Origin of the sequence: Pseudomonas sp. zfem004 (assembly GCF_032621715.1) — a bacterium.
GTDB lineage: Bacteria > Pseudomonadota > Gammaproteobacteria > Pseudomonadales > Pseudomonadaceae > Aquipseudomonas > Aquipseudomonas sichuanensis.
In genome coordinates, this window is record NZ_JAVYJF010000015.1 from 160351 (window position 1) to 172739 (window position 12389).

At 67.1% G+C, this 12389-nt stretch carries 15 protein-coding genes; all 15 read left to right on the forward strand.

The genetic code is table 11. From position 1 onward, the window contains the following. Nucleotides 1–23 precede the first annotated feature (23 nt). The 15 genes from RTH46_RS17445 (at nt 24) to RTH46_RS17515 (ending at nt 11943) form a co-directional block, all read left to right on the forward strand. Nucleotides 24–1505, forward strand: coding sequence for an ABC transporter substrate-binding protein (locus tag RTH46_RS17445; protein WP_316906215.1), 1482 nt, complete (start codon nt 24–26; stop codon nt 1503–1505). Nucleotides 1506–1517: 12 nt separating this feature from the next. Continuing rightward, complete coding sequence (locus RTH46_RS17450) at nt 1518–2159, forward strand: SurA N-terminal domain-containing protein (RefSeq protein ID WP_316906216.1); 642 nt, start codon at nt 1518–1520, stop codon at nt 2157–2159. A 238-nt stretch (nt 2160–2397) separates the two neighbouring features. After that, nucleotides 2398–2931: a response regulator gene (locus tag RTH46_RS17455; protein ID WP_178125869.1), complete on the forward strand. Its 534-nt coding sequence runs from the start codon at nt 2398–2400 to the stop codon at nt 2929–2931. A gap of 54 nt (nt 2932–2985) precedes the next feature. After that, nucleotides 2986–4695 (forward strand): GspE/PulE family protein, encoded by a 1710-nt coding sequence (locus RTH46_RS17460; protein ID WP_316906217.1) that lies wholly within the window; start codon nt 2986–2988, stop codon nt 4693–4695. Then, nucleotides 4676–5458, forward strand: a complete 783-nt coding sequence (locus RTH46_RS17465) for a hypothetical protein (protein WP_316906218.1) — start codon at nt 4676–4678, stop codon at nt 5456–5458. Before RTH46_RS17460 ends, RTH46_RS17465 begins: the two co-directional genes overlap by 20 nt. 1 nt (nt 5459) lies before the next feature. Then, nucleotides 5460–6002 carry a PilN domain-containing protein gene (locus RTH46_RS17470; RefSeq protein ID WP_316906219.1) on the forward strand — a complete coding sequence of 181 codons (543 nt, stop codon included), beginning with the start codon at nt 5460–5462 and terminating at the stop codon, nt 6000–6002. Beyond that, nucleotides 5989–6540, forward strand: coding sequence for a type 4a pilus biogenesis protein PilO (gene pilO / locus RTH46_RS17475; RefSeq protein ID WP_153788506.1), 552 nt, complete (start codon nt 5989–5991; stop codon nt 6538–6540). The genes RTH46_RS17470 and pilO overlap by 14 nt, the downstream gene beginning before the upstream one ends. After that, the gene (locus RTH46_RS17480; RefSeq protein ID WP_316906220.1) at nt 6540–7043 is read left to right on the forward strand and encodes a hypothetical protein; all 504 of its coding nucleotides are present in this window, start codon (nt 6540–6542) and stop codon (nt 7041–7043) included. The genes pilO and RTH46_RS17480 overlap by 1 nt, the downstream gene beginning before the upstream one ends. Continuing rightward, on the forward strand, nt 7040–8908 hold the full coding sequence (locus RTH46_RS17485) for a secretin N-terminal domain-containing protein (protein WP_153788504.1): 1869 nt from the start codon (nt 7040–7042) through the stop codon (nt 8906–8908). Before RTH46_RS17480 ends, RTH46_RS17485 begins: the two co-directional genes overlap by 4 nt. Beyond that, nucleotides 8905–9378 (forward strand): type II secretion system protein, encoded by a 474-nt coding sequence (locus RTH46_RS17490; RefSeq protein WP_153788503.1) that lies wholly within the window; start codon nt 8905–8907, stop codon nt 9376–9378. Before RTH46_RS17485 ends, RTH46_RS17490 begins: the two co-directional genes overlap by 4 nt. A gap of 5 nt (nt 9379–9383) precedes the next feature. Beyond that, nucleotides 9384–9758 carry a type II secretion system protein gene (locus RTH46_RS17495; RefSeq protein WP_153788502.1) on the forward strand — a complete coding sequence of 125 codons (375 nt, stop codon included), beginning with the start codon at nt 9384–9386 and terminating at the stop codon, nt 9756–9758. Continuing rightward, nucleotides 9733–10254 carry a type II secretion system protein gene (locus tag RTH46_RS17500; RefSeq protein WP_316906221.1) on the forward strand — a complete coding sequence of 174 codons (522 nt, stop codon included), beginning with the start codon at nt 9733–9735 and terminating at the stop codon, nt 10252–10254. The genes RTH46_RS17495 and RTH46_RS17500 overlap by 26 nt, the downstream gene beginning before the upstream one ends. Then, nucleotides 10251–10646: a curli production assembly/transport protein CsgE gene (gene csgE / locus RTH46_RS17505; RefSeq protein ID WP_153788500.1), complete on the forward strand. Its 396-nt coding sequence runs from the start codon at nt 10251–10253 to the stop codon at nt 10644–10646. The genes RTH46_RS17500 and csgE overlap by 4 nt, the downstream gene beginning before the upstream one ends. Next, nucleotides 10643–11062, forward strand: a complete 420-nt coding sequence (locus tag RTH46_RS17510; protein WP_153788499.1) for a curli assembly protein CsgF — start codon at nt 10643–10645, stop codon at nt 11060–11062. Before csgE ends, RTH46_RS17510 begins: the two co-directional genes overlap by 4 nt. Before the next feature lie 35 nt (nt 11063–11097). Beyond that, nucleotides 11098–11943, forward strand: coding sequence for a CsgG/HfaB family protein (locus RTH46_RS17515; RefSeq protein WP_153788498.1), 846 nt, complete (start codon nt 11098–11100; stop codon nt 11941–11943). Nucleotides 11944–12389: the final 446 nt, after the last annotated feature.

Consider the following 12389-nt stretch of genomic DNA (forward strand, 5'->3'; position numbering starts at 1 on the left):
CGAGCGCCTGCCTGTGGCTTGCCTTGGCCCTGTGCACCCCAACCCTGGCCCTGGACCTCAGCGAACACGAACAAGCCGGCAAACGCCTGTACCGCGAAGGCATTTCCAGCAGCGACGCCCAGTTGCAGGCCCGAGTCGGCGCCAGCGACATCAGCGTGCCGGCCAGCGTGCTGCCCTGCGCCAGTTGCCACGGCAACGATGGTCGCGGCCGCGCCGAGGGCGGCGTGCGCCCGCCCAGCCTGGACTGGCAGCGCCTGGCCCTGGCGCAGGGCGAGCGCGAAACCAACAGCCGACGTTACCCGGCCTACAGCGACGCCAGCCTGGCGCGGGTGATCCGCACCGGCATCGACCCGGCCGGCAATCGCCTGGACCCGGCCATGCCGCGCTTCGAACTGAGCCTGGCCGACCAGCGCAACCTCACCGCCTACCTCAAGCGCCTGGGCGATGAACGCGACCCGGGCGTGGAGGAGGGCGTCCTGCGCCTGGGCACCCTGCTGCCGCAGAGCGGGCCCCTGGCCGAGGCCGGGCGGGTGGTGCGGGCGGTGCTGGAGGATGGCATCGCGCAGCTCAACGAGCAGGGCGGCCTGCATGGCCGGCGCCTGCAATTGATCACGGCCGATCCCGGCTTTGACGCAGCCGGCACTTCCAGGGCGCTGGACACACTGCTGGTACAAGAGCGGGTGTTCGCCCTGATCGCACCGCTGGCGCCCTGGCTCGACAGCCGCGCGCTGGCGCAGGGCGGCGTGCCGCTGATCGGCGCAACGCCACGCGATGGCGGCAGCGCGCAGGTATTCGACCCGTTGCCCGGCCTGCCCGAGCAGTTGCTCAGCGTGGCGCTGCATGCCCACGCGGCCCTGGGCCTGGCGCCCGATGCGCTGCAGGTGGTGTATGCCGGCGACGATCAGGCCGCTGCCGCTGCAGCCCTGCAGCAACGCCTGAGCCAGCTGGGCTTGCAGCTACCTCCGGTACAGGCCTTCGCCGGCCAGGCGGTGGCGGGCGAGGGCATCCTCTACCTCGGTCGCGCCCAGGGCTTTACCGAGTTGGCCGCCGCGCTGCAGGCCCAAGGCCGCCAGCCCTATCTGCTGGCCGCCTCGGCCCAGGTGGCCGGCAGCCTGCCGGGCCTGCCGGCGCAATGGTCGCAACGGCTGTTGCTGGCCTATCCCTTCGTCCCCGGCGACTGGACCGCCGAGGGCCGCGCGACCTTGGCGGGCGTGCAGCAACGACAGGGCCTGGATGCGCGCCAGACCGCGCTGCAGGTCAACACCCTGTGCGCCTGGCGGCTGCTGGTCGAAGCGCTCAGGCAGGTGGGCCGCGATGCCAGCCGCGAGCAACTGGTGAACGCCCTGGAGCAACTGCACGGCGTGACCACCGGCCTGACCCCGGCATTGGGCTTCGGCCCGGGGCGGCGCCAAGGCCTGGCCGGCGCCCATGTGGTGGCGGTAAGCCTGCCGGGCCCAGGCTTCGAAGAAGTGGCGGCGTATCGCGCCGTACCAGACACCCCTTGAACGGAGGTTGCCATGCGCGTTGTGATGATGTGGCTGCTCATGCTGCTGGCCTCGACCAGCCAGGCCGATGCGCCGGCGGCGCGGGTCAATGGCGTGGAGATCGGTGTGCTGCGCCTGGAGCGTTACTTCAGCGAATACCTGGTTGCCCAGGGCCGGGCGGTGGCCAGCATCCGCAACCCCAACCTGTACCAGCGCCTGCGCGAGCAGGCGCTGGACGAGCTGATCGACAAGGAACTGCTGTGGCAGGAAGCGGGGCGCCTGGGCATCGTCATCGACGACCAGCAGGTCGACGCGCACATTGCCGGGCTCGAGGCGGCCTTCGGCAGCCCGGCGCTGTTCGAGCGGCGCCTGCAGGAGGCCGGCTTCGATCGCCCTGGCTTCGCTGACTACACTCGACATGAACTGGCCGCGCAGCTGGCGTTCGCCCAGTTGACCGCAGTCGAGGAACCCACCGCAGCCGAAGTCGCGGCCTTCCATCAGGCCAATCGGCACATGCTGCAAGGAATGCAGAACCAAAGTGATAATACGTCTGTCTTACCCGAACAGGGCCAACGCCTGGCCAGGGACGCGCTCGTCGCGCAATTGCAGGCCCAGGCGCGGCAATCGGTGCGCCAACGTTTGCGCGAATCCGCTACAGTGGAGCGCCCCGACTGAGGCCGTGACGGGCAATTCCCCACTAGTGGGGGAACCCCGCAAGGCAATGTGCCATCAGCGTCCCCGGTTGTGGGGAAGCGGCTGCACGCACGCCCGGACGATGTGAAAGATATTCAACAAAATCAATGCTTTACTAGATTCGCGCAACAGCCCTTCATGCCTGGCACGAAGCCTGCTCAAGCCTCTACAAGGCCGCACTTCGCAGACCGGGAAACCGGGCAGTTCATGGGAGTGGACCTTGGTGAACAGAGTATTGGTAGTCGATGACGAACAGACCCTTGCGCAGAACCTGCAGGCGTATTTGCAGGCGCAAGGCCTGGAGGTCCACCTCGCCCATGACGGTACCAGTGGTATCGAACAGGCCGAGAAGCTGGCGCCGGATGTGATTGTGCTGGATTACCGCTTGCCCGACATGGAGGGGTTTCAGGTTCTGCAGACCGTGCGCAGCCACAGGCAATGCCACTTCGTGTTGATCACCGCCCACCCCACCGTCGAGGTGCGTGAGCGGGCCGCCGAACTGGGTGTGAGCCATGTGCTGTTCAAGCCGTTCCCACTGATGGAACTGGCCCGCGCGATCTTCGACCTGATGGGCATCGAGCGCCAGCGCAGGGCCACGGATTCTCCCGCCGAGGGGTTCGTCGAACGACGCCAGAACAGGAACGATGCGTTCCCCCTGCAGTTGTACGATGGCAGCTGGGTGCTGGCCGATCGCCGACGTAATGGCGTCAGGCCCCCTGAACCTGACGACGAGCAACTGCTGACCGGGGAATAGCGGCGCCCAAGGCCCACCCGCCTGCAGCGCCGCCCCTGAGCGGAGTTGCAGGCCATGTCCCAGGCATTCGATTCAGATTCGCTGGCGCAATCGCGGGGCAAGCCCGCTCCCACGGGCGCTTACCCACGCGAGCTGCTGGCCCAGGCCCGCACCCAGTCCGGCGAAGAGCGCCTGCTGGCCTGCCTGGAGCGCCTGGCCGGCGATACCCCCGCCACCTTCACCCAACGCCTGGCCACCACCCTGCATTACCCACTGCTGGGCACCCAGGCGCTGTTCGCCTGCACCCCGGCTTTCCAGCGGGTCAGCCTGGCCCAGTGCCTGAAACGCGAATTCGCCCTGGTCGAACACCAGGGCGAGTCGATCGGTGTATTCGCCGACCCCTTCGACAGTGCCCGCCTGGCCTGGATCGATGACTGCCTGCAGGGTGCGCCGCTGTACCTGGTGCATGCCGCCGACCTGGCCGCCTTCCTCGCCCGCCACGAAGAGAGCTTCCACGCCGTCGATTCGCTCGAGCACGAGGTCGAGGTCGGCAGCGAGGCCGACACCCTGCAGCGGCTGTCGCTGACCAGCATCAGCGAGGACCAGAGCCGGGTGGTCAAGCTGGTCAACTCGACCCTCTACGATGCCCTCAAGCAGCATGCCAGCGACATTCACCTGGGCATGACCGGCCAAGGGCTGACCATCAAGTACCGCATCGACGGCGTGCTCAACGGCGCCGGCAAGGCCAGTGGCAATGCCTTCGCCGAGCAGGTGATCTCGCGCATCAAGGTGATGGCCGAGCTGGACATCGGCGAGAAGCGCGTGCCCCAGGACGGCCGCTTCAAGGTGGCCATCGGCGAGCGGCAGATCGACTTCCGGGTGTCGATCATGCCGAGCATCTTCGGTGAGGACGCGGTGCTGCGGGTGCTCGACAAACAGGACCTGTCCGACAAGGTCAGCGGCGTGCAGTTGCAGGCCCTGGGCTTCGAGGAGCACACCCTGCGCGCCCTGCGCCGGCTGGCCGCCGAGCCCTACGGGATGATCCTGGTCACCGGCCCCACCGGCAGCGGCAAGACCACCACGCTGTACGCCATGCTCAGCGAGATCAACCATGGCGTGGACAAGATCATCACCATCGAAGACCCGGTCGAGTACCAGCTGCCAGGGGTGCTGCAGATCCCGGTCAACGAGAAGAAAGGCCTGACCTTCGCCCGCGGCCTGCGCTCGATCCTGCGCCACGACCCGGACAAGATCCTGGTGGGCGAGATCCGCGACCCGGACACCGCGCAGATCGCCGTGCAGTCGGCGCTCACCGGCCACCTGGTGTTCACCACCATCCACGCCAACAACGTGTTCGACGTGATCGGCCGCTTCAGCCAGATGCAGGTCGACCCCTACAGCTTCGTCTCGGCGCTCAACGCCGTGCTGGCCCAGCGCCTGGTGCGCCTGGCCTGCACCCACTGCGCGGTGCCCTGCGAGGCCGACGACGAATTGCTCGCTGCCTCCGGGCTGAGCCGTGAAGGCGTGGCCGGCTGGCAGTTCGTGCGCGCCCAGGGCTGTGGCCAGTGCCGCGGCAGTGGCTACCGCGGGCGCAGCGCCATTGCTGAATTGCTGCACCTGGACGACGACCTGCGCCAGCTGATCGTCGAACGCCGCCCGCTCTCGCAGATCAAGCAGCTAGCCTGCCAGCGCGGCCTGCGCCTGTTGCGCGCCTCGGCCCTGGACCTGGTCCGCACCGGCCGCACCACCCTCGAGGAGATCAACCGTGTCACATTCATCAGCTGATCGGTATTGCGCCGTGCTCGGCGCTGAAGGTGTCGGCCTGGGTTGCTGGCACGGTAAGCAACAGCCCTGGCTGGGCAGCCGTGGTTTTAGCTGTGACGCCGCGCAGCCGGCCTGGGCCGCCGCGCTGCATGCGCTCGGCGAGCTGCTGGCCGAACACCAGGTGCGCAGTGCGCCGCTGCGGGTGTTGCTGTCGGCCCGTTTCAGCCGCTTCTGCCTGGTGCCCTGGAGCGCCGCCATCGGCAGCCCGCGCGAGCTGGACGCCTACGCCCGGGCGTGCTTCGAGAACCTCTACGGCCAGGTGCTGGATGACTGGCGCATCGTGCTGTCGCCGGAGCCTGCCGGTGCCGCGCGGATTGCCACGGCGCTGCCCGAGGCGCTGCTGCAAGGCCTGCAGGACCTTGGCCGGGACTACCGCCTGAGCCTGCGCTCGGTGCAGCCGTACCTGATGGCCGCCTACAACCGCTGCTCGGCGCAGCTGGCCCAGGGCGACTTCCTGTTCGTCCTTGCCGAGCCGCGCCGCAGCGTGCTGCTGCTGGCCGCCGACGGTGCCTGGCAACAGGTGCTGGCGCAAGGCTGCGCCGACACCGACCAGGCCTTGCAGGCGCTGATCGAGCGCACCTGCGAGCTGTATGGCGCGCAACCCCCGCGGGTGTACCTGCATGCGCCGGGGCGCCAGGTGGCCTCGACCCTCGCCGCGGTGCAGCTGTGCACGGTGGCCGGCGAGGCCGACCCGCTGTGCGCCATGTGGCGGGCGGTGGCCTGACATGCGCCGCCTCGAACTGGAATTCCAACCCCGCCACAGTGGCCCGCTGGCCTGGTCGCTGCTGGCCCTGGCCGGCGCCGTGCTGGCGGTACTGGTACTGGCCCAGCAGCAGTTGGTGGGCGAACAGGCCGACCTGGAGGCCCGCGTGCACCAGCTGGAGCTCAAGCTCGGCCGCCGCCCGGCCACTGCCGCACCGCAGAGCAGCGCGGTGATCCGCGAACAGGCCGAGCGCCTGGCGCAGATGCGCAGCGTTTCGCAGCAACTGCAACGGCCCTGGCAGCAGCTGTTCGCCATGCTCGAAGCCATGCCCCAGGAAGACGTGGCGCTGCTCACTCTCACCCCCGACGCGCGCAAGGGCCAGGTGCGCATCAGCGCCGAGGCCCGCAACCTCGAAGCCATGCTGCAGTACCACCAGCGCCTGGAGCGCAGCGCCGAGCTCAGTGATGTGTCGTTGCTCAACCACGAAGTGGTGGCGGGGCAGGCCGAGCACCCGGTGCGTTTCAACCTCACTGCCACCTGGGAGACCGGCCATGCGCGTCCCTAGCCTGATCCTTCACGAAGCGGCGCTGCGCCTGGGCCGGGTCGGCATCGCGGCGGTACTGGTGGCCGTGCTGGCGTTGGCGGTGGCCCTGGCGGGTGTGCTGCCACAGTGGCAGGTGGTGCGTGAACTGCGCGCCAGCGAGGCCGATGCCAGCGTCCAGGTCAAACGCCTGGAGCGTGGCGAGCTGAAAGTGCAGGCCAAGCCCGAACAACAGGTGCTCGACGACCTGCGTCAGCAACTGCCTGGCCAGCCCCAGGCCAGTGAGCTGATCGAGCGCCTGTACCACCTGGCCAGCGCCGAACGCATCAGCCTGGCACGCGGTGAATACGCCCTGGGTGTGGACCCGAAAACCCAGCTGGCGCGCTACCAGATCGTCCTGCCGGTGCGCGGCAGCTACCCGCAGATCCGTGGCTTCCTCAAGGCGCTGCTGGCCCAGCTGCCGACCGTGGTGCTGGAAGACCTGGAGCTGCAACGCAAGCGTATCGGCGACCGTGAACTCAACGGCCGGGTCCGCATGACCCTTTACCTGTCGAGGTCGTGATGAACATTCAGCGTGCGTTGATGTGGGCTGGGTTTCTGGGCTTGAGCGCGGCACTGGCGTGGGCGCCGGGGCATTGGTTCGGCCAGGAAGAAGGTGTGCAGACCATCGCGGGGCAAGCCCGTTCCCACGAAGCCCCCACAGTTGTAGACGTGGGAGCGGGCTTGCCCCGCGATGAGGCCATCAAGCCCTCGCGCGACCTGTTCCCCAGCCAGCAATGGACCGCCCCGCAAACCCTGGCCACCGTCACCGAACAACCCGTGGTCGCCGCCCCCGTGGTGGTGGCCCCCACCGCCCCGGAGCTGCCGTTCGAGTTCGTCGGCCGGCTGGGTGACCGCGACGACCTGCAGGTGTTCCTGCAGAACGGCGAGAAACTCTACGTCGTGCGCCAGGGCGACGTGATCGAAGACACCTACCGCCTCGACCGGGTCTCGGCCACCGAGCTGAGCCTTGTCTACCTGCCACTGCACCAGTCACAGACCCTGTCTGTCGGGAGCGCACCATGAAGCCTTCGAAGTTGTGCAAGCCTGCTCCGTTCATGTTGCTGGCCCTGTGCGTGGCCATCGCTGGATGTGGCTCAAGCGGTGTACGCAAGGACAGCGCCGAGCTGATGAAAGAGGGCCAGTACGAGGCCGGCATCGCCCGCCTGGAAGAAGCCCTGCGCGATGACCCGCGCGACACCGAGCTGAACATCGCCCTGGCCCATGGCCGCCAGGCGGCGGTCGAGGCACTGCTGACCCAGGCCGACAGCGACCGCATCCGCCACGACTTCGCCGGTGCCCGCATGGGCTATGGCCGGGTGCTGACCATCGAGCCGAACAACCGCCGCGCCCAGGAAGGCATCCGCCAGCTGGAGCTGATCCGCACCCTCGACGAGCGCGTGGCCCTGGGCCAGGCCGCGCTGCGCCAGGGCGACCTGTTCGGCGCCGAGCGCTACATGCGCGAAGTGCTGCGCCTGGACCCGCAGAACCAGAAGGGCATGACCCTGCGCAGCGACATCGAGAACGTCCAGGCGCGCACCGCCACGCCTTACCCGCAGCTGCGCAGCAAGCTGGAGCGCCCGGTCACCCTGGAGTTCCGCGACGCCAACCTGAAGACCATCTTCGAGGTGCTGGCCCAGGTAGCCGGGATCAACTTCATCTTCGACAAGGACCTGCCGCCGGGCATGAAGGCCACCATCTTCGTGCGCGACGTGCGCATCGAGGATGCCGTGGCCCTGCTGCTGGAGCAGAACCAGCTGCGCCAGAAGATCGTCAACGACAACACCTTGCTGATTTACCCCGACTCGCCGCAGAAGACCAAGGACTACCAGGAACTGGTGATGCGCACCTTCTACCTCACCAGCATCGATGCCAACACCGCGCTGAACATGGTCAAGACCATGCTCAAGACCCGCGACGTGTTCGTCGACGAACGCCTCAATACCCTGACCATGCGTGACACCTCGGATGCCATCCGCATGGCCGAAAAACTGCTGCAGTCGCAGGATCAGTCCAACCCGGAAGTGGTGCTGGAAGTGGAGGTGATGGAAGTGGCCACCTCGCGCATCCTCGACCTTGGCCTGCAATGGCCGAACACCTTTGGTGTGCTGAGCAACGACGGCAAGCCGGTCAGCGTGCTCGACCAGCTCAAGGGCATCGACTCCAGCCGCATCAGCATCTCGCCGGCGCCGCAGGCCAAGATCAACGCCCAGGACAAGGACATCAACACCCTGGCAAGCCCAGTGATCCGGGTCAGTAACCGCGAGCAGGCGCGCATCCACATCGGCCAGCGGGTACCGATCATCAGCGCCACCTCGGTGCCGTCCACCCAGGGGCCGGTAATCACCGAGAGCGTCACCTACCTCGATGTGGGCCTGAAGCTTGAAGTGCAGCCCACCGTGCACCTGAACAACGAGGTGGCGATCAAGGTGGCGCTGGAGGTGAGCAACGCCACCCCGCTGGAGGCTACCCGCCAGGGCACCATCCCGGTCCAGGTCGACACCCGCAACGCCCAGACCAGCCTGCGCCTGCACGACGGCGAAACCCAGGTGCTGGCGGGCCTTGTGCGCAACGACCACAACGCCAGCGGCAACAAGATCCCGGGCCTTGGCGACATCCCCGGCCTGGGCCGGCTGTTCGGCAGCAACAAGGACGACATGAGCAAGTCCGAGCTGGTGCTGGCGATCACCCCGCGCATCGTGCGCAACCTGCCGTACCAGAGCCCGTCGGACATGGAGTTCGGCACCGGCACCGAGTCCAGCCTGCAGGTGCGCCAGATGGCGCTGCCGGTACCGAGCGAGGCGCTGCCGACCGACTCGGATGCCGAACCCGCCGCCCAGGGCCAGATGGCCGTGGTCCCGGCCCCCGCCCGCGTGGTGCCACGGCCATGAAACGCCGCCAGCAGGGCTTCAGCCTGATCGAGGTGGTGCTGACCCTGGCGCTGCTCGGGCTGCTCGCCAGCATGGCCGCGCCATTGGCCGAAACCATGGTACGGCGTGGCAAGGAGCAGCAACTGCGCGAGGCGCTGTACCAGATCCGCGACGCCATCGACGCCTACAAGCGCGCCTTCGACGCCGGCTACATCGAGAAGCGCCTGGACGGCAGCGGCTACCCACCGAACCTGCAGGTGCTGGTGGAAGGCGTGCGCGATGTGCGCAGTGCCAAGGGCGCCAAGTTCTACTTCCTGCGGCGCATCCCGCACGACCCGCTGCAGGCGGCCAAGGCCGACGACAACGGCGCCTGGGGCCTGCGTGCCTACGACAGCAGCGCGGACAACCCCCGGGAAGGCCAGGACGTCTTCGATGTGTACTCCAAGGCCCGCGGCAAAGGCCTCAACAACATCCCCTACGGGCAATGGTGACGCCGATGAAACCCAGCAAAGGCTTCACCCTGATCGAACTGCTGGTGGTGATGGCGATCATCGCCACCCTGATGACCATTGCCATGCCGCGCTATTTCAACAGCCTCGACGCCTCGCGCGAGGCCACCCTGCGCCAGAGCCTGGCGGTACTGCGCGAGGCCCTGGACCACTACTACGGCGATACCGGGCAATACCCCGATTCGCTCGAGCAACTGGTGGAACAGCGTTACCTGCGCAACACCCCGCTGGACCCGATCAGCGAACGCCGCGACAGCTGGCAGCTGGTGCCGCCGCCCGAAGGGGTGGCCGGCGGGGTGGCGGATATCAAGAGCGGGGCCACAGGGAGGGCGCGCGATGGCAGCCTCTATGCCGAATGGTGAAGCCGGCTTCACCTACCTGGGCGTGCTGTTGCTGATTGCCGTCAGCAGCATTGCCCTGGCCGCCACCGGCACCCTGTGGGCCACCAGTGCGCAGCGCGAACGCGAGCGCCAGTTGCTGTGGGTGGGCGGGCAGTACGCCCAGGCGCTGCGCAGCTACTACCGTGCCTCGCCGGGGCTGGCCCAGTACCCGCAGGAGCTGGCCGACCTGCTCGAAGACAATCGCTTCCCGGCAGCGCAGCGGCATATCCGCAGGCTCTACCCCGACCCGGTCGGTGGGGGCGAGGAGTGGGGCCTGATGCGCGCCGTCGACGGGCGCATCACCGGGGTGTACAGCCGCTCCGAGGCCATGCCCCTCAAACGCAGTGGTTTCGATGCGCTGTGGAGTGCCTTCGAAGGGCTGGAGCACTACAGCGACTGGCAGTTCGTCGCCGAGCAGGCCTTTGCCGAAAGCGCCGCTGGCGCCCGTCAGCATGCCGGCCAGGGAGATGCGCCATGAGCCGCGCGCTGCTGATGCTCGGCCTGTGCCTGGCGCTGCTGCAGGCGCCGGCATGGGCCAACGAAGAGGACGAGATGAAGGGCTTCATCGTCGACAACACCATCTCGCACATCGGCCACGACTTTTACTACTACTTCGCCGACCGCCTGCGCGCCACCAGCCGCCTGGATTTCAACCTGGTGGTGCGCGAACGCCCGGATGCCCGCTGGGGCAGCCTGGTGACCGTGGAGTTCGAACGCGAAGTGGTGTACCGGCGCTTCCTGCCACCCAACACCACGCAACTCACCGAAGAGGCCAAAGAGGCCGCCGACCTGGTCAGGCAGCAGATTGTCCAGCGCAAATTGCAACGGCTGCTGCAGGACACCACCGATCTGGAGAGGGACGAGCTATGAGCAAGTACACAACGCAACGCGTCGCTGCCTGCCTGCTGGCCGCCGGCATCGGTTGCCAGGCGCTGGCCACGGAACTGGTGTACACCCCGGTCAACCCGGCCTTCGGTGGCAACCCGTTGAACGGCACTTGGCTGCTCAACAACGCCCAGGCGCAGAACGACTACGACGATCCGGACCTGAAGGAGCGCACCAGTGCCTTCACCGGCACCTCGGCACTGGAGCGCTTCACCAACCAGCTGGAATCACGCCTGCTTGGCCAGTTGCTGGACAACATCAGCAATGGCAACACCGGCAGCATGTCCACCGATGCCTTCCTGATCGATGTCATCGACAACGCCGGGGCCTTGAGCATCAAGGTCACCGACCGTGCCACTGGCGAAGTTTCGATCATCCAGGTGAGCGGCCTGAACCCCTGAGAGGGACGGGTCTTTATTGTGGGGAGAGCACAACCATGAAACGTCTGCTGAGCACGCTGCTGTTGATCACCGCCCTGTCTGGCCTGCAAGGCTGCGGCCTGCGCGAGCCGATGCCGGCCGAACAGGATTCCGACACCCCGACCCTGACCCCGCGGGCCTCGACCTACTACGACCTGGTCAACATGCCGCGCCCACGCGGGCGGTTGATGGCGGTGGTGTATGGCTTCCGCGACCAGACCGGGCAGTACAAGCCGACCCCGGCCAGTTCGTTCTCCACCAGTGTCACCCAGGGTGCCGCGAGCATGCTGATGGACGCGCTCAATGCCAGTGGCTGGTTCGTGGTGCTGGAGCGTGAGGGGCTGCAGAACCTTTTGACCGAGCGCAAGATCATCCGCGCCTCGCAGAAGAAGGCCGACGTGCCGGAAAACATCCAGGCCGAGCTGCCGCCGTTGCAGGCGGCCAACCTGATGCTCGAAGGCGGGATCATCGCCTATGACACCAACGTGCGCAGTGGTGGAGAGGGGGCGCGGTATCTGGGTATCGACATCTCGCGTGAGTACCGGGTGGACCAGGTGACCGTGAACCTGCGGGCGGTGGATGTGCGCTCGGGGCAGGTGCTGGCGAATGTGATGACCAGCAAGACCATCTACTCGGTCGGGCGCAGTGCGGGGGTGTTCAAGTTCATCGAGTTCAAGAAGCTGCTGGAGGCGGAGGTGGGGTATACCACCAACGAGCCGGCGCAGTTGTGCGTGCTGTCGGCGATCGAGGCGGCGGTGGGGCACTTGCTGGCGCAGGGGATCGAGCGGCGGTTGTGGCAGGTGGCGCAGGAGGGGGATTCGGCGGTGGTGGACAAGTACCTGAGTCAGTATCAGCAGCCTTGAGGGGGGGGCGGGGTTAGCCTGGGGGTATGTGTCTGATGCCGTTGGTATGGAGGGATGTTGTTGGAATAGGTTGTTGCTTATGGAGGAGCGCCAGAAGTTAGTGTGGGCTTCTGGCGTTTCTTGATTCTAGTGGTTTATGTGTTTGTTGTTTGTTTGTTTTGAGGTTGTATGCGCATTCATTTGTGATGTCGACGCATAGTCACCTTTCCGCCCTTACGGCGGGTTACTTTGGTCTTGGCCAAAGTAACCAAAGCCGCTCGCTCCCATCATACGGCCCCTACGCTGCGCTTCGGGGTCCCTTCGCTTCGGCGTCCTCCGGGCCCGCGCGGCCTCCGACTTGCTGCGCAAGTCTACATCTCGCGCCTTCGGCTGCGCCGAAGGGTGCTGCGCACCAGGGCCCTCCAGACGCCTACACTCAGCCTCCTGAAGTCGCGAAGTTAGGGGCG